Source organism: Duganella sp. (genome assembly GCF_039595735.1).
Taxonomy (GTDB): Bacteria; Pseudomonadota; Gammaproteobacteria; order Burkholderiales; family Burkholderiaceae_D; genus Rugamonas.
Window position 1 is genome coordinate 120,949 of record NZ_JBCNLB010000016.1, and the last position, 16,873, is coordinate 137,821.

Annotated in this window: 17 protein-coding genes; 3 read left to right on the forward strand and 14 right to left on the reverse strand. The window is 63.2% G+C overall.

Features of this window, described 5'->3' with window-relative positions; translation table 11 throughout:
- Nucleotides 1-13: 13 nt before the first annotated feature.
- From ABDW57_RS22210 to ABDW57_RS22260, 11 genes are all read right to left on the reverse strand, one after another.
- A complete protein-coding gene (locus ABDW57_RS22210; protein ID WP_343732326.1) occupies nucleotides 14-367 on the reverse strand; it encodes a hypothetical protein in 354 nt (117 codons plus the stop codon).
- Entirely contained in the window at nucleotides 364-1,062 is a 699-nt protein-coding gene (locus tag ABDW57_RS22215) for an aspartate/glutamate racemase family protein (protein ID WP_343732327.1), read from the reverse strand. Before ABDW57_RS22215 ends, ABDW57_RS22210 begins: the two co-directional genes overlap by 4 nt.
- Nucleotides 1,059-1,439 carry a VOC family protein gene (locus tag ABDW57_RS22220; RefSeq protein ID WP_343732328.1) on the reverse strand — a complete coding sequence of 127 codons (381 nt, stop codon included), beginning with the start codon at nucleotides 1,437-1,439 and terminating at the stop codon, nucleotides 1,059-1,061. The genes ABDW57_RS22215 and ABDW57_RS22220 overlap by 4 nt, the downstream gene beginning before the upstream one ends.
- A 30-nt stretch (nucleotides 1,440-1,469) precedes the next feature.
- Complete coding sequence (locus ABDW57_RS22225) at nucleotides 1,470-1,778, reverse strand: DUF4124 domain-containing protein (protein ID WP_343732329.1); 309 nt, start codon at nucleotides 1,776-1,778, stop codon at nucleotides 1,470-1,472.
- 49 nt (nucleotides 1,779-1,827) lie between these two features.
- On the reverse strand, nucleotides 1,828-2,715 hold the full coding sequence (locus ABDW57_RS22230) for a L,D-transpeptidase (protein ID WP_343732364.1): 888 nt from the start codon (nucleotides 2,713-2,715) through the stop codon (nucleotides 1,828-1,830).
- A 70-nt stretch (nucleotides 2,716-2,785) separates the two neighbouring features.
- A complete protein-coding gene (locus tag ABDW57_RS22235) occupies nucleotides 2,786-3,172 on the reverse strand; it encodes a VOC family protein (protein ID WP_343732330.1) in 387 nt (128 codons plus the stop codon).
- 2 nt (nucleotides 3,173-3,174) lie between these two features.
- Nucleotides 3,175-3,984 (reverse strand): hypothetical protein, encoded by an 810-nt coding sequence (locus ABDW57_RS22240; protein WP_343732331.1) that lies wholly within the window; start codon nucleotides 3,982-3,984, stop codon nucleotides 3,175-3,177.
- A gap of 8 nt (nucleotides 3,985-3,992) precedes the next feature.
- Entirely contained in the window at nucleotides 3,993-4,322 is a 330-nt protein-coding gene (gene ftsB / locus ABDW57_RS22245) for a cell division protein FtsB (protein WP_343732332.1), read from the reverse strand.
- Nucleotides 4,323-4,364: 42 nt separating this feature from the next.
- On the reverse strand, nucleotides 4,365-5,648 hold the full coding sequence (eno, locus tag ABDW57_RS22250; RefSeq protein ID WP_343732333.1) for a phosphopyruvate hydratase: 1,284 nt from the start codon (nucleotides 5,646-5,648) through the stop codon (nucleotides 4,365-4,367).
- A gap of 124 nt (nucleotides 5,649-5,772) precedes the next feature.
- Nucleotides 5,773-6,627, reverse strand: coding sequence for a 3-deoxy-8-phosphooctulonate synthase (gene kdsA, locus ABDW57_RS22255; RefSeq protein WP_343732334.1), 855 nt, complete (start codon nucleotides 6,625-6,627; stop codon nucleotides 5,773-5,775).
- Nucleotides 6,624-8,294, reverse strand: a complete 1,671-nt coding sequence (locus tag ABDW57_RS22260) for a CTP synthase (protein WP_343732335.1) — start codon at nucleotides 8,292-8,294, stop codon at nucleotides 6,624-6,626. Before ABDW57_RS22260 ends, kdsA begins: the two co-directional genes overlap by 4 nt.
- A gap of 145 nt (nucleotides 8,295-8,439) precedes the next feature.
- Here ABDW57_RS22260 and ABDW57_RS22265 point away from each other — a divergent pair, with 145 nt between their 5' ends.
- Nucleotides 8,440-8,856, forward strand: coding sequence for a PRC-barrel domain-containing protein (locus tag ABDW57_RS22265; protein WP_343732336.1), 417 nt, complete (start codon nucleotides 8,440-8,442; stop codon nucleotides 8,854-8,856).
- On the opposite strand, the gene ABDW57_RS22270 is transcribed toward ABDW57_RS22265, so the two are convergent.
- The 3 genes from ABDW57_RS22270 to ABDW57_RS22280 form a co-directional block, all read right to left on the reverse strand.
- Nucleotides 8,853-12,020: an error-prone DNA polymerase gene (locus ABDW57_RS22270; protein WP_343732337.1), complete on the reverse strand. Its 3,168-nt coding sequence runs from the start codon at nucleotides 12,018-12,020 to the stop codon at nucleotides 8,853-8,855. The two genes, ABDW57_RS22265 and ABDW57_RS22270, sit on opposite strands and share 4 nt — an antisense overlap.
- 38 nt (nucleotides 12,021-12,058) lie before the next feature.
- Nucleotides 12,059-12,331 carry a transcriptional regulator gene (locus ABDW57_RS22275; RefSeq protein WP_343732338.1) on the reverse strand — a complete coding sequence of 91 codons (273 nt, stop codon included), beginning with the start codon at nucleotides 12,329-12,331 and terminating at the stop codon, nucleotides 12,059-12,061.
- A gap of 255 nt (nucleotides 12,332-12,586) precedes the next feature.
- Nucleotides 12,587-13,381 (reverse strand): alpha/beta hydrolase, encoded by a 795-nt coding sequence (locus ABDW57_RS22280; RefSeq protein ID WP_343732339.1) that lies wholly within the window; start codon nucleotides 13,379-13,381, stop codon nucleotides 12,587-12,589.
- Nucleotides 13,382-13,478: 97 nt separating this feature from the next.
- Here ABDW57_RS22280 and ABDW57_RS22285 point away from each other — a divergent pair, with 97 nt between their 5' ends.
- Nucleotides 13,479-14,276: a PhzF family phenazine biosynthesis protein gene (locus ABDW57_RS22285; protein ID WP_343732340.1), complete on the forward strand. Its 798-nt coding sequence runs from the start codon at nucleotides 13,479-13,481 to the stop codon at nucleotides 14,274-14,276.
- 122 nt (nucleotides 14,277-14,398) lie between these two features.
- The gene (locus tag ABDW57_RS22290) at nucleotides 14,399-16,786 is read left to right on the forward strand and encodes a TonB-dependent receptor (protein WP_343732341.1); all 2,388 of its coding nucleotides are present in this window, start codon (nucleotides 14,399-14,401) and stop codon (nucleotides 16,784-16,786) included.
- Nucleotides 16,787-16,873 lie beyond the last annotated feature (87 nt).

Below are 16,873 nucleotides of genomic sequence, written 5' to 3' on the forward strand. Positions count from 1 at the left end.
GGCTCCATTGAGATTATTGCTTTACCCAGCCCTGCGCGCTCCACTTGAACACCGCAGGCGACAACGGCGTCTGCGATTTGGCGGCGGTCGATTTGGCCAGCGCAGCCAGGGCATCGATCGCGCTCGCAGAGGACTCTGAAATGTAGAGTATAACGTCCGGCGACGGCACCGCGATCAACAATGTGCCGCCTGCGCCGCAGCCAGGCCTGCTCAGTGGCCCCTTCACCTTGAGCGGCACGTCCGTGCCCAGTTCCGCCCGCAATGCGGCGGCGCCAAATTCGGTAAAGCCGGCCTCGTCGGTCGGTGCGGCGGCTGCGTGAGCGGCCATGGCCGCGCTGGCGGCAAGCATGCAGAGGAGTCGTTTCATGTGTAATCGAGCGCCCACAGGGCGGCGCTTTGGGCGTGGATGGCGGTGGTGTCGAACAGCGGCACGCTGGCGTCCTGCTGCGCCACCAGCAGCGAGATTTCGGTGCAGCCGAGGATGATGGCTTGCGCGCCCTGCTCCACCAGTCCGGCAATGATGCGGCGGTATTCTACGCGCGAGCTGTCGACGATCTGCCCCAGGCACAGTTCTTCGTAGATGATGCGGTGGACGATGTCACGATCGGCCTGCTCCGGCACCACCACGTCCAGGCCGTGCTGTTCGCGCAGGCGCTCCTTGTAGAACGCCTGCTCCATGGTGAAGCGCGTGCCAAGCAGGCCGATCTTGCGCAGCCCCGCCTGCTGGATGGCACGCGCGGTCGGGTCGGCAATGTGGAACAGCGGGATGCGCACCGCCGCTTCGATCGCCGGCGCCACCTTGTGCATGGTGTTGGTGCACAGCACGATGAAGTCGGCGCCGGCCGCCTGCAAGGCGCGCGCGGCGGCGGCCATCATGGCGCCGGCCGCATCCCAGTCGCCGGCATGCTGCAGGCGTTCGACTTCATGGAAGTCGACGCTGTACAGCACCAGCCGGGCGGAATGCAGGCCGCCCAGTTGCTGCTTGATGGTTTCGTTGATCTGCCGGTAGTAGGGCACGCTGGATTCCCAACTCATGCCGCCAATTAGTCCTATGGTTTTCATCGTGCGTAGCTGACTGTGAGGATTTCCCACTGGTGGCCATCCGGCTCATTCCAGTAGACGATGCTGCCGTCGTTCCATTTGCCGACCGCGTTGTCGACCGGCCCGAACACGGAGCTGCGATACGGGATGCCTTTGGCGGCAATGCGCGCCAGGATGGCGTCGAACTCCGGCTGGCTGACGCGGAAGCAGTAATGCGTCAGCGGAATCGGCTCAGGCCAGGTGTCAAAATCGATCGTCAGGCTGTCGCTGACGAACACCGGGGCGAACGGGCCGATGCCGATGGGCGACCAGCGCACGTCCAGCAATTCCGCCAGCAGCTGGGCAGCGGCGGCCTTGTCGCGCGCGGGGATAATCAGGTGATCCAGTTCAATGGCCATGTGCACCTCCTGCGGTCATTGTAGATCAGGCTAACGGCAAACGGCACGCGCGTCGGGCTGGCAGTGGGAGGCCTGCAGTTCGCGCGGACGGTAGGTCGGCGCCAGCAGTTTGTATTGCTGCTTGCGGCGGAATTCGGCATCGCGCTCCTGCCAGGTCACGCCGGCCGGCAGCACCGGCGACGGCGGGCCGTTCGGCTTGATTTCCTTGACCGGCGCGTCGCCAGCCTCGAATTTGTTATCGCTGTAATGCACCACGCCCTTGTCATCGACCCATTTGTAGATCTGGGCCTGCGCCAGCAGCGGCCAAGTGCACAGCATGATGGTGAGTAGTTTCGGCATGACGCCGATTCTACAAACTTTTTCCCCGTGGAAATCTATTGAAATGTCACTAAGATTGCATTAATACCGTGGCGCCGCGCGCCAGCGAGCGCACCACCTGCATCACATCCCAGTTGGTGAGACGTACGCAGCCATGCGACTGGGTCTTGCCGATCTTGCCCGGCTCCGGCGTGCCATGGATGCCGTAGTGCTCGATGGTGAGGTCGATCCACGCCAGCCCGACCGGGTTGTTGGGGCCGGCCGCGATGTGGGCCTTGGTGTCGCCGGCCTTGGCATCCCAGAACAGTTTGGGGTTGTAGCGGTATTCCGGATTGGTGGCGACGCCGCGCACCTGCCAGCGCCCCTCGGGCAGCGGGTCGTGCCGGCTGCCGGTGCTGGCCGGGAATTGCGCGAACGGCGTGCCGCCGGCGTCGAGCAGGGTCAGCGTGCCCTCTTTCGCATCGACCAGCACCGAGGCCGCCTTCGGCAGCGGCTTGATGATGGCCACGTTCGGCACCAGCAGTTGTTCGCCGGCGCGCCTCATCTTCTTGCCGGGATTCAGGCGCCGCAGCAGCTCGGGGCTGCAATGGAAGCGCTCACCCAGCGCCTCGGCCAGGCTGGTGTAACCCAGGGCAGCCAGTTTGGCCTTGCCCGCCATGTCGGCCGGCACTTTGACATATGGCCCGGCCAGGTCCTGCGCGGTCAGCGTGTAGACCTCCAGCACCGGCGCCTGATCGCGTTCCAGCTGCCGCCAGGTGGCGGCGTCAAGCTTGCCGGTGACCGGCAGCTGGTGCAGTTTCTGGAAGCCGCGCAGGGCCTGCCGCATATTGCTGCCCCACGCCGCATCCATTTCGCCGGGCGAGAAATGCGCGCGGTCCAGCAGCACTTGCGCGCGCAATAATTGGGTATCGGCAGTGGACAGCGCCGGCTCGGCGGCAGATACGCTGGCGGCCGCCAGCGACAAGGCAAGGACTAAAACTTTCAAACCAGACTCGGAGAAAAACAGGGAGCTTATTCTAGCTTACCGGTCAGCCAATTTGCTGTCCCACTTCCCAACTGTGCCCGGCGGGATCGACAAAATTCACGGTGCGCACGCCCCATGGCCGGTCGAGCGGCCCTTGCAGGATGGTGACGCCGCGCTGCCGCAGCTGCGCCGCCACCGCGTCCACGTCCGGCACCCAGATGGTGAGCTGGAAGCGCGAACCAGCCTCGCGCGGCGCCACCACGCCGGGCGCGATGATCTCCGCCGCGTTGGCCACCTTCAACAGATTGATCAACACGCTGTCGAATTTGAAGACGGCGCAATTGTCGTCCTCGTACACCACTGGCGCCGCAAACACCTCCATATAAAACGCCCGCGTGGCAGGCAGGTCTTCAACAAACAGGCTGATGGCGCTGATGTGGTCGAGGGACATGGTCAATCCTTGCGGTAGCGTTGCATGACGTAGCCGAGGCGGTTGCGGTTCTTGTCGAGCCAGGTCCACAGCGCTTCGCTTTGCTGGGTGTGGGCGCGGTAGAAGTTGTCGTTGAAAGCCAGCCAGACGCGGATGTTCAACAGCGGCTGCGGCAGTTGCACCACCGCGCCCTTGTACTTGTCGAGCGTCTGCTTGAGGTGGGCCGGCGCCACCGCTGCCACCACCACGCCGTCCACCCGGCCCAGCCTGAGCTTTTCGATGTTGCGGTCCAGGTCGCGCCCGCCCTCGTCCAGCGTCAGCCCGGCTTCGCGCAGGCGCGCGGCATAACCGTTACCTTGCGGGATGCCCAGCGTCTTGCCCTTGAAGAATTGCATGGGGTTGGTGTTGGCCGGCAGCTTGTCTTGGGCACGCACCAGCACCAGCACCTGGTTGTGCAGCGCGCGCTCCAGGTCGATATTGCCAGACTTGTCGCGCGGCAGGGCGATCTCGGCCGGATAAAAACTCAGCTCGCCCAGCGGCGCCAGGTCGATGTCGCCGTTGGCCAGCGCCAGCTTGAGGCGCGCCACCGGCAGCCGCACCCAGATCGGCGTGCAGCCGAAGCCGGCGCCCAGCACGGCGTCGCGGATCAGGTCGACCGCCGCGCCGGGCGGATCGGGCACCTTGTCGCCCTCGCCCAGCCAGTACGGCGGCCGGTTCTGGTCCATATAGCCTACGCGGATGGGGATGCATTGCGCCGCCGGCGCAGCAGGCGCAGCGGCAAGCGGCATGGCAGCGACGGCCAACATCAGCGGAATGCCAGCGCGCAGCCTCATGTCGGGTCTCAGTGTTGGGGCGTTTCCGCCGGCTTGGGCGCCAGCGGTGCAAGGGCGGCAGACTGCCCCTTGCCAACGATTTGGACGAAAATCTCGTTTTGCTTGATCATGCTGAGCTCATAGCGAGCCCGTTCCTCGACCGCGCCGGTGCCGTCCTTGAGGTCGCGCACTTCGGAGTCGAGCTTGGCGTTGCGGGCGATCAGCTCCGCATTCTTCTTGTGCGCCACGTCCACCTGCGCCTCGAAATCCTTGACGCGCAGCCAGCCGCCCTTCCCCAGCCACAGCGGGTACTGGATCAGCAGCAGCAAAAAGGCCAGGGCGAGCGTAATCAGGCGCATGAATCGGACAGCGGCCGGATCACTCCGGCCGCGCTTGCTTAATTACTTCAGATTATAGAACGCGTCGCGGCCTGGGTAGGAAGCGATGTCGCCCAGATCTTCTTCGATGCGCAGCAGCTGGTTGTACTTGGCCATGCGGTCCGAACGCGACATCGAGCCGGTCTTGATCTGCAGGGCATTGGTGCCAACCGCGATGTCCGCGATGGTCGAATCCTCGGTTTCGCCGGAACGGTGCGAGATCACGGCGGTGTAGCCGGCGCGCTTGGCCATTTCGATGGCGGCGAAGGTTTCGGTCAGGGTGCCGATCTGGTTGATCTTGATCAGGATCGAGTTGGCGATGCCTTTCTGGATGCCTTCCTTCAGGATCTTGGTGTTGGTGACGTACAGGTCGTCGCCCACCAGCTGGACTTTCTTGCCCAGTTCCCTGGTCAGGATGGCCCAGCCTTCCCAGTCGCCTTCGTGCATCGCGTCTTCGATCGAGATGATCGGGTACTTGTCGGCCCAGGTGGCCAGCAGGTTGGTGAACTCGGTCGAGGTCAGCGACAGGCCTTCACCTTCCAGCTCGTACTTGCCGTCCTTGTAGAACTCGGAAGCGGCGCAGTCCAGGCCGATGGCGATCTGGGTGCCTGGCTCGTAGCCGGCCTGCTCGATCGCTTCGATGATCAGCTTGATCGCTTCTTCGTGGTTGGCCAGCGACGGGGCAAAGCCGCCTTCATCGCCGACGGCGGTGTTCAGGCCGCGCTTGTGCAGGATTTTTTTCAGGGTGTGGAACACTTCCGCGCCGTAACGCACGGCTTCCTTGAACGACGGGGCGCCGACTGGAATGATCATGAATTCCTGGATGTCCAGGTTGTTGTCGGCGTGCGCGCCGCCGTTGATCACGTTCATCATCGGCACCGGCAGCTGCATGGCGCCCGAACCGCCGAAGTAGCGGTACAGCGGCAGGCCGGCTTCTTCGGCGGCGGCCTTGGCCACCGCCATCGACACTGCCAGCATGGCGTTGGCGCCCAGGCGCGATTTGTTTTCGGTGCCGTCCAGGTCGATCAGAGTGCGGTCCAGGAAAGCCTGCTCATTGGCGTCCAGGCCCATGATGGCTTCCGAGATTTCGGTGTTGATGTTTTCGCAGGCTTTCAGCACGCCCTTGCCGAAGTAGCGCTTCGGATCGCCGTCGCGCAGTTCAATCGCTTCGCGCGAACCGGTCGAGGCGCCCGACGGTACCGCGGCGCGGCCCATCACGCCCGATTCCAGCAGCACGTCGCATTCGACGGTAGGATTGCCGCGCGAATCGATTACTTCACGGCCGATAATATCAACGATAGCACTCATGTCATTCTCCAAAGTTAGGCGATACGGAGTCGCGCCGCGTCTTTACGCGCGTTGCGAACAGGATAACGGGAATTGTACCCGGTGCAGGCAAGATTGCTAAATTTTCCACACCGGGTAGGTTGCTTTAGTTGAAGCTGTTCTCCAGGAAGCCAGCTTTTTTGGTAATGCGGTCCAGCTCGATCAGAACGGACAGCAAGTCCTTCATGCGGCCCAGCGGTACGGCGTTCGGGCCGTCCGACAGTGCCTCTGCGGGATTAGGATGGGTTTCCATGAACAGGCCGTCGACGCCCACCGCCACTGCCGCACGCGACAGCACCGGCACCATTTCGCGCATGCCGCCCGACGAGGTGCCATTGCCGCCTGGCAGTTGCACCGAGTGGGTGGCATCAAACACCACCGGCGCACCGGTTTCGCGCATGATGGCCAGCGAGCGCATGTCCGACACCAGGTTGTTGTAGCCGAACGAGGCGCCGCGTTCGCAGGCCATGAAGTTGTCTTCGTTCAGGCCGGCTTCCTTGGCGGCAGCGCGGGCCTTGTCGATCACGTTCTTCATGTCGTGCGGGGCCAGGAACTGGCCCTTCTTGATGTTGACCGGCAGGCCGGACTGCGCGCAGGCGACGATGAAGTCGGTCTGGCGGCACAGGAAGGCCGGGGTCTGCAGCACATCGACGACTTTCGCAGCGACTTCGATGTCTTCAATGGTGTGCACGTCGGTCAGCACCGGCACCTGCAGCTCGCGCTTGACGGCGGCCAGGATCTCCAGGCCCTGCTCGCGGCCTGGACCGCGATAGGACTTGCCCGAGGAACGATTGGCCTTGTCGAACGAAGCCTTGAAGATGAACGGGATGCCCAGCTCGGTGGTCATCTCTTTCAGCGCGCCGGCGGTGTCGAAGGCCATCTGGCGCGATTCGACGACACAGTTACCGGAGATCAGAAAGAATGGTTGGTCCAGGCCGACGTCGAATCCGCACAGTTTCATGCCGCCTCTCCTTGCAGTTCAGTGGCGCCGCTTGCAGCCTTGTGGGCCAGCGCCGCCTTGATGTAAGACGTGAACAGCGGGTGGCCGTCACGCGGGGTGGATTTGAATTCAGGGTGATACTGCACCCCCATGTACCACGGGTGCGAATTCTCGCCGCTGCGTGGCAGCTCCATGATTTCGCACAGGTCTTCGGTCGGGGTGCGTGCCGCCACCACCAGGCCGGCCGCTTCCACGCGCGGCAGGTAGTGGTTGTTGGCTTCGTAACGGTGACGGTGACGCTCGGTCACCACCGCGCCGTAGATTTCCGAAGCCAGCGTGCCCGGCTTGATGGCGCAGGTTTGCGCGCCCAGGCGCATGGTGCCGCCCAGGTCGGAATTCTCGTCGCGCTTTTCAACCTTGCCGTCCTGGCCCTGCCATTCGTCGATCAGGGCCACCACCGGCTGCGGCGTGCCGAGGTCGAACTCGGTCGAGTTGGCTTCGGTCAGGCCGGCCTTGTGGCGCGCGTATTCGATCAGCGCCACTTGCATGCCGAGGCAGATGCCGAGGTAAGGAATCTTGTTTTCACGGGCGAAGCGGGCGGCCATGATCTTGCCTTCCACGCCGCGCTTGCCGAAGCCGCCCGGCACCAGGATGGCGTCGTACTTGGCCAGCGCGGCGCAGCCGGTGGTTTCGATTTCTTCCGAGTCGATGTACTCGATGTTGACCTTGGATTCGGTGTGAATGCCGGCGTGGCGCAGCGCTTCGGTCAGCGATTTGTACGACTCGGTCAGTTCCACGTACTTGCCGACCATGCCGATCGACACTTCCTGCTTCGGATGCTCTTGCGCGTAGATCAGCTTGGTCCAGACCGACAGGTCGGCCGGCGCCGGATTCAGGTCCAGCGCTTCGCAGATGATGGTGTCCAGGCCCTGGTCGTGCAGCATTTGCGGCACTTTGTAGATGGTGTCCACGTCCCACACGGAAATCACGGCCTGCTCTTCGATGTTGGAAAACAGCGAGATCTTGGCGCGTTCGTCGTCCGGAATGCGGCGGTCGGCGCGGCACAGCAGCGCATTCGGCGAGATGCCGATTTCGCGCAGCTTCTGTACCGAGTGCTGGGTCGGCTTGGTCTTCAGTTCGCCGGCGGAGGCGATGTAGGGCACCAGGGTCAGGTGCACGAACGCCGAATTCTTGCGGCCGGCGCGCAGGCTCAGCTGACGCGCCGCTTCCAGGAACGGCAGCGATTCGATATCGCCCACGGTGCCGCCGATTTCGCACAGGGCCACGTCGTAGCCTTCGGCGCCACGGCGGATGTAGTCCTGGATTTCATTGGTGATGTGCGGGATCACCTGCACCGTCTTGCCCAGGTACTCGCCGCGGCGTTCCTTGCGGATCACCGAATCGTAGATCTGGCCGGTGGTGAAGTTATTCACCTTCTTCATGCGGGTGGTGATGAAGCGCTCGTAGTGACCGAGGTCCAGGTCGGTTTCAGCGCCGTCGTCGGTGACGAACACTTCGCCGTGTTGCATTGGGGACATGGTGCCCGGATCGACGTTGATGTACGGATCCAGCTTGAGCATGGTGACTTTGAGGCCGCGCGATTCAAGGATCGCAGCGAGGGAAGCAGCGGCGATCCCTTTACCAAGGGAAGACACGACGCCGCCAGTGACGAAGACAAATTTGGTCATTGCGGAAGGTGCCGAACGGCACATGCGGGAAATTGAAATTATATCCTAAAACCGCTGATTCTTCACCTGCCATGTGCATCACCGTACAGACTCGGCTTGCCTAAAATATCACAATAACAACTCATTAATGAAAAGGAGATGCGTCATGAGCTACGAAGATCGTGATCAATATGGCATGTATGTGGACAACGGCCACAAGGGCCCCGGACCGGAGCTGATGGGCGCCGACACCCTGATCGGCGACCACGTGCACAACCTGAAAAACGAGCATCTGGGCGAGATCAAGGAAATCATGCTCGACATGCGCACCGGCAAGATCGCGTATGCGGTGATGGCCTCGGGCGGCGTGCTGACCATCGGTGAAAAACTGTTTGCCGTGCCGTGGGAAGCCCTGACGCTGGACACCGTCAACAAGCGCTTCACCCTGAACATCGACAAAGAGCGCATCGAGGCCGCGCCCGGCTTCGACAAGAACGACTGGCCGGACATGGCCAACCAGACCTGGGCCAGCCAGGTGCACGACTACTACGGCACCGGCGCCAGCCGGGACGCCCGCCTCTAACAGAAATCGCGGCTGACGGTCGGCAGCCGGCCCAGCAGATGGGACATGTCGACCAGCCGCTTGGCCACCAGGTGGCGCACCATGCCCTCCTGCTGCCACACGCCATACACCCCCAGCAACGGCGCGCTCAGCACTTCGCGCCGCTGCTGCTCCAGCAGCGCCGGCCAGATGATGACGTTGACGCTGCCGGTTTCATCTTCCAGGGTCATGAAAATCACGCCTTTGGCGGTGCCGGGGCGCTGACGCACCGTCACCATGCCGCAGGCGCGCGCCACCATGTTGCTGGTGTAGGTGTTGAGCACCTCGGCCGGCATGAAGCGGTGCTTGAGCAGCGTCGGCCGCAGCAGCGCCAGCGGATGGCGGCGCAGCGTCAGGCCGTGCGAGCGGTAGTCGCCCAGGATGTCCTCGCCTTCGCTGGGCGCGGCCAGTTGCGGCGTTTCCTCGTCCGGCATGGTCGGGCGCAGCAGATCCTTGTCCGGCACCGCGCCGACCGCCTGCCACAGCGCCTGGCGGCGATGGCCGGACAGGCTGCGCAGCGCATCGCCGCCGGCCAGCACGTGCAGCGCATGGCGATCGAGGTCGGCGCGGCGCGCCAGGTCGGCCACGCTGGAGAACGGACGCGCCGCGCGCGCGTGCTCGATGCGCCGTGCCGTCTCCTCGCCCATGCCCTTGAGCATATTCAGGCCCAGCCGCACCGCCGGCTGGCCGCGCTTGCCGGCCGGCTCCTCCAGCGCGGTTTCCCAGCCGCTGACAGTGACATCGATCTCGCGCACCACCACGTCGTGGCGCCTGGCGTCCTGCACCAGCTGGGACGGGCTGTAAAAGCCCATCGGCTGGCTGTTCAGCAAGGCAGCGAGAAACACCGCCGGCTCGTGGCACTTGATCCAGGAACTGGCATAGCTGAGCAGCGCAAAACTGGCCGAATGCGATTCGGGGAAACCGTATTCGCCAAAGCCCTGGATTTGTTTGCAGATGGCGTCGGCGAAATCATCGGTATATCCGCGTTCGCGCATGCCATCCTTGATCTGTTGTTCGTATTTGTCGACACCGCCCTTGCGTTTCCAGGCGGCCATGGCGCGGCGTAGCTGATCGGCCTGGCCTTCGGTGAAGCCGGCGGCGATCTGGGCGATCTGCATCACCTGCTCCTGGAAAATCGGCACGCCCAGCGTTCGGCCCAGCGCCTCCTCCAGTTTGTGCGGATACTGAACCAGTTTCGGATTCATGCGCCGCTGCAAATACGGGTGCACCATGCCGCCCTGTATCGGACCGGGCCGCACGATGGCGACCTCGATCACCAGATCGTAAAAGGTCTTGGGTCGCAGGCGTGGCAGCATGCTCATCTGCGCCCTCGATTCGATCTGGAACACGCCGATGGTGTCGGCGTCGCAAATCATGTCGTAGGTGGCGCGGTCTTCACGCGGGATGTCTTGCATGCGGAATGGCTGGCCGCGCTGCGCCGTCAGCAAATCGAGGGAGCGCCGCAAGGCGGACAACATGCCCAGTGCCAGCACGTCCACCTTCATCAGGCCAAGTTCCTCAAGATCGTCCTTGTCCCACTGGATGACGTAACGGTCTTCCATGGTCGCCTTTTCGACCGGCACCAGCCGGGTCAGCTTCTCGTGCGAGATCACGAAACCGCCGGGATGCTGCGACAGATGGCGCGGGAAGCCCAGCAGCGCCAACGTCAGCGCCGCCCATTGCTGCGCCAGTTGCGATGCCGGATCAAGACCGCATTCCGCCAGCCGCGCCACCAGATCATGACGGCTGTCGAACCAGCGCTGCGACTTGCACACCTTCTCCACGATGGCCAGGTCCACACCCAAGGCCTTGCCGCTGTCGCGCAGCGCGCTCTTGGGTCGATAGCTGATTACCACGGCAGCCAGTGCGGCGCGGTCGTGGCCGTATTTCTGATAAATGTACTGGATGACTTCTTCGCGCCGCTGGTGCTCGAAGTCGACGTCGATGTCGGGCGGCTCGTTGCGTTCGCGCGAAATAAACCGGCCGGTCAGCATCTTGCTCTCGTCCGGATTCACTTCCGTCACGCCAAGGCAATAGCAAACCACCGAGTTGGCCGCCGATCCCCGGCCCTGGCACAGGATGGCCTGCGAACGGGCGTAGCGCACGATGTCGTACACGGTCAGGAAGTACGGCTCGTACTTCAGATCCGCGATCAGCGCGAGTTCCTTCTCGATCTGAGCGCGCACCTTATCGGGCAAGCCTTGCGGCCAGCGCCGCAACGTGCCGGCATACACCTCTTGCCGCAGATAGCTGGCGGGCGTATGGCCGTGCGGGATGAGTTCGTGCGGATATTCGTAGCGCAGCTGCTGTAGATTGAATTCGCACATCCGGGCGATGCGCACGGTTTCGTCCAGCGCCGCGCGCGGGTAGAGGTTGGCCAGCTGGATGCGCGGCCGCAGATGCTGCTCGGCGTTCTGCGCCAGCGCGTAGCCGCACTCGCCCACCGGCTTGCCGATGCGGATGGCGGTCATGGTGTCCTGCATCGGCTTGCGCGAGCGCACATGCATCACCACATGGCCGACCGCCACCACCGGCATCTGGTGCTGGGCCGCCACCTCGGCAATGCTGAGCCGGTGCGCCTCGTCAAAGGCGCGCAGCAGCAGGTTCAGGCCCATCCATGCGCGGCCGGGGAAGGTGGCCTCCATCCATGCGGCCTGGGCGTGCAGTTGGTCGACATCCTCGGGCCGGTGCGCCGGATAGTTGGGCAGCAGGATCAGCAGGCAATCCGGCAAGCCTTGCAGGTGCGCGAACTTGGGCGGCGGCGCGGCCAGGTCGGCCGGCATCAGCAGATAACGGCCTTTTTCCACGCGGTTGCGGGCGATCGTGATCAATTCGCACAGATTGCCGTAACCATTCTTGTTCTTGGCCAGCGCGACGAACGACAGGCCGGGCGTGCCGTCGGGATTGGTGAGCCGGAAATAGCTGCCGATAATCAGCGGAAAATCGGCGGTCCTGGCCTCGGCGTGAGCACGCACTACGCCGGCAAGCGAGCATTCATCGGTAATCGCCAGCGCCGCGTAATCCAGCTGCACGGCGCGCGCCACCAGCTCCTCCGCACACGAAGCGCCTTGCAGAAAGGAAAAATTCGACAAACAGAACAGCTCGGCATATTCCGGCAGTCCGATGGAGGGTGGTGGCGTGCTCATATGAATACTGTGTTTTTATACAGCATTCTACACCCTCATCAACCAGAATCAAGGATGACGATGCGAAACTCCACTGCCTTTGCCACGGGGCGCAGATGATTTCGTCCACGCTGCAATTCAACGACTCCGCAGTTGGACATTTTTTTCAAAGTACGCCTTAGCTCGCCAGATTTCTGCCCGGTTGTTTTAGCCAATGCAGAAATAGAATCCGGCTTGGTATCGGCAATGACGCGTAGCAGCGCACGATTTTCATCACTGAGCATCTCCGCCAAGGACTGCATCGAGGCAAACCAAATTGTTCGTAAATGCATATGGGACGCCATGATCTGATGCGTGCAAAGTCAAAGCGTATCGAATGCCATGAGGTATTGCACGCGACACGTCCACCAACCTGGCTTCAATCTTAACCCAGTATCCCCCACCCAACTCCAACCGCACACCATTAAAGTCCAGCACAACATCGAGGGCCGGGTCGCTGCTCATGATCGTGCCATGTCATCTGTTTGATCAACAGATGGTGGCAAGGTTCGGGTAGCCGGCGTTGATGCAGGCCAGGGAACACGCAGTTATTTTTGCTGTGCGGCGATGAGGTCGTTGATGGCCTGGATGATGACTTCGGGCGAGGCGGTTTGCATCTGGTGGTCGGAGTCGACGATGATGGTTTTGGCCCGCGGGTACATGGCGCGGACCAAGCTGATGGTTTGCGGATCGCTGTTCACTACGCCAAAATCGACCGGCACCGCGGTCGCGCCCTTGGGCTGGTTGACCAGGCGGATCATCGGTTTGTTGTCAATGTCGCCCTGCGCCAGCACCTGCTCGCCGGTTTCATAAATGCTGCCGATTTCCTTGCGCACGGTGCTGGAGAAGAGCAGCCAGGCGCCGGCGCGCGTCAGCAAGGGGAAGTCTTCCTGCTTTTTGATCACGCGCGGATACACGGCATCGACCAGCACGATGCCGGCCACCTCGTCCGGATGGCGCCTGGCAAACAGTTGCATGTACAAGCCGCCCAGCGAATGGCCGACCAGGATGTAGGGCGGCGTCATGCCTTCGTGCTGGAGGTTGCGGCGCAGTTCTTCGACAATGGTCAGGCCGTCGCGCGGCGCCGCGGTGTCATCGCTGTTGCCGTAGCCGGGACGGTTGTAGGCATACACGGAGGCCTGCGGCGCGATGCCGTCGATCACCTTGTCCCATTTGTCGACCGTGGCGCGCGAACCGTTCTCAAACACCACCGTGACCGGCGCGGACGGATTTTTCAGCATCACACACTCCACCTTGCGGCCATCGATCAGCGTGGTGACCGCCAGCGCCGCCATGGCAGGCGCGGCAGCCATCAGGGCCAGAACGAAAACAGCGTTACGCATTATCATGTTCCTCTTTTGTTTGATGTGCAGACATTCTTGCATTTGCTGCAAAGCGCGGCTGCGGGCATGCGATGAAGTGCAGATTCAGGGGAGCAGAATGCAAGAAACCACCGTGCAGGAACTGTTGTGCTTTGGCATAGAAGCGGGCGGCGGCAATCCCGCGCTGGTGGTGCAGCACGACCAGCGCAGCGCCGAGCAGCGCCAGCAGTTTGCGCAAGTCAGCCGCAAGCCGGCGTGTGTGTTCATCGACCGCGCCGCCGACGGCGCCATTGTGCTGGACTACTTTTACCCGCACACGCGCAGCCCGCTGTGCCTGCACGCCACGCTGGCGGCGGCGCGCGTGCTGCTGTCGCCGCAGCAGCCGGAACTGCTGGTCCATACCGCCATGCGCAAGCAGCCATTGACGCTGATCCTGCAACACGGCGAAGTCTTCATCCAGCTGTCGCCGCAAGCGGTGCCGGCAGTGAAGATTGCGCCGGCGCTGCCGGCCCGGTTGCTGGCCGCGCCCGGCATCCAGCTGGCCTCGGCGCCGGCGATCGCCTCGGTCGGCAGCCCCAAGCTGCTGCTGGAAGTGGCCGACAGCGCCACCCTGCAAGCCCTGACGCCCGACCTGCCCGCCATTGCCGACTGGGGCCAGCAACATGCCGTCAGCGGCTGCTACGTCTGGTGCCGGCGGCCGGACGGCGCGCTGGAAGGCCGCAACCTCAACCATCTGGACCCGGCCGCCGAAGACGGCGCCACCGGGGTGGCGGCCGGCGCCCTGACCGCCCATCTGCAGACCGGCGTCACACTGTATCAGGGCGCCAAGCTCGGCACGCCCTGCAAACTGCGCGCGGAGTTGCATGGGCAGAACATTTTAATCGGCGGCCGCGCCGAGCTGCGTAGCACTACGTAGGGGAAACACAGCGGTGGCGCGTGCATACAACAAAAAATAGTGTTTGCATGCATTCTTGCTACAAAAACACCTGTCTATATGACCAATTTGCATAGAATCAAATTTTTCATGGGAGACGACACGTGTTCGCAACCACTACCTTACGTAAAGCCGTCTTGCTCAGCCTGTACGGCGCCTCCACCCTGGCCCTGACCGCTGAAACCTCCGCACAAACCACCGACAATGCCATGCAATCGGTCAGCATCGTCGGTTCGCGCCGCGCCACCAGCTCGGCCACCGATACCACGGTGCCGGTCGACGTGATTCCCCTGACCAAGACCGCCGAGAGCGGCGGCCAGTTCGACCTGGCCCAGACCCTGACTTATATTTCCCCCTCGTTCAACTCGACCCGCCAGACCGGCTCGGACGGCGCCGACCTGGTCGACTCCGCCGCCCTGCGCGGCCTCGGCTCGGACCAGACCCTGGTGCTGGTGAACGGCAAGCGCCGCCACACCACCGCGCTGGTCAACCTGTTCGGCGCCCGCAACCGCGGCAACACCGGCACCGACATGAACGCCATCCCGATGCTGGCCATCAAGGACGTGCAAGTGCTGCGTGACGGCGCCGCCGCCCAGTACGGCTCGGACGCGATTGCCGGCGTGATGGACATCGGCCTGAAAAAATCCAAGGGCTGCGAAGCGGTGGCCGGCTTCAGCGAGTACAGCAAGCGCGACGGCAAGAACTACCTGGCCTCGGCCTACTGCGGCTTTGAGATCGGCAACAACGGCGTGCTTGGCATCACCGGCGAATACCTCGACCGCGGCCGCTCCAACCGCGCCGAAGCAGGCAACCCGCGCACCATCGGCGACAGCAAGACCAAGAACCAGACCATCTACCTGAACGGCGAACTGCCGACCACCGGCAGCGGCCGCCTGTACTTCACGGCCGGCGCGCAAAGTCGCGATGCTTCCTCGGGCGCGTGGGCGCGCGGCGGCATCGGCAGCGACGACATCCCGTCGCGCAACTCGGCCGCCATGTACCCGAATGGCTTCGTGCCGTTCATCAATGCGCAGATCGACGACCAGTACGCCATCCTCGGCCACCGCAACCAACTGGGCGAGTGGAATATGGACCTATCGCAGACCTACGGCAAGAACAAGATGATCTACGACATCAGCAACACGCTGAACGCGTCGATCGCCAACAAGGACCTGCTGGCCGGCGGCAAGGGCATCAGCCCGACCAGCTTCAACGCCGGCGGCTTCCAGTTTGAACAACTGACCACCAACCTCGACTTCAACCGCTACTTCGACGGCCTGGTCGGCCGCGGCCTGAACGTCGCCTTTGGCGCTGAATACCGCCACGAGAACTACAAGATCTACGCCGGCGAAGCCGGTTCCTACATCGACGCCGACGGCGTCGGCATCGGCGGCAACGCCGGCAGCCAGGGCTTCCCGGGCTTCCAGCCCGCCGACCAGGTGGACGCCAACCGCCACAGCGTGGCCGCCTACCTCGACCTGGAAGCGGACCTGAGCGACACCGTCAAGGCCCAGGGCGCGGTGCGCTACGAGAAATACAGCGACTTCGGCTCGACCACCACCGGCAAGCTGGCCGGCAGCTGGCGCGTGGCGCCGGCCGTGCTGCTGCGCGGTTCGGCCTCGACCGGCTTCCGCGCGCCGTCGCTGCAACAGATGTACTTCTCGTCGACCTTCACCGACTTCATCGGCGGCGTGCCGACTGACGTGGTGCTGGCGCCGAACAACAGCGCGGTCACCAACCTGGCCGGCATTCCCAAGCTGAAGGAAGAGAAATCGACCAGCTTCACGCTGGGCTCGACCTGGACGCCGACCCAGGCCGTGTCGGTCACCGCCGACCTGTACCAGATCAAGATCAAGGACCGCATCGTGCTGTCCGGCCGCTTCGACGAGAGCAACTATCCTGACCTGGCCGCCAAACTGGCCACGCTCGGCGTGGGCCAGGCGCAGTTCTTCGTCAACTCGGTCGACACCAAGACCAAGGGCCTGGACCTGACCGCCTCGCACAAAGCCAGCTTTGGCGCCGACAAGCTGACCACCTTCCTGGCCATGAACGTCAGCAAGACCGAAGTGACCGGCATCCACGCCCCGGCCTCGCTGCGCGGCTATGAAGACGTGCTGCTGTCGGAGAAGGAACGCCTGTACATCGAGCAAGGCGCGCCGCGCTCGAAGGCCACGCTGGGCTTCAATTACACCCACAACGCCTGGGAAAGCGACCTGAAGATCATCCACTTCGGCCCGCAGACGCTGGGCACTTACAGCGGCACCGCCGGCGGGGTGGCCAACCAGCACTACGAGGCGAAAACCTCGGCCGACCTGGCCTTCACCTACACCATCAACAAGAACATGAAGTTCTCGTTTGGCGGCAACAACATCTTCAACGTCCACGCCAGCACGCAGAATCCGGACGAGACCGACAACGGCTTCAAATACGAGTCGGTGCAGTTCGGCCTGAACGGCGCGTCCTATTTCGGCCGCCTGTACGTGAAGTTTTAAGACGTAACGTTTGCTTACAACTCGCTAACGTAACCCAACGCGCGGCCGCTCTACACTGCACTGTCTTAGTTTTAGGCAATGGAGTGT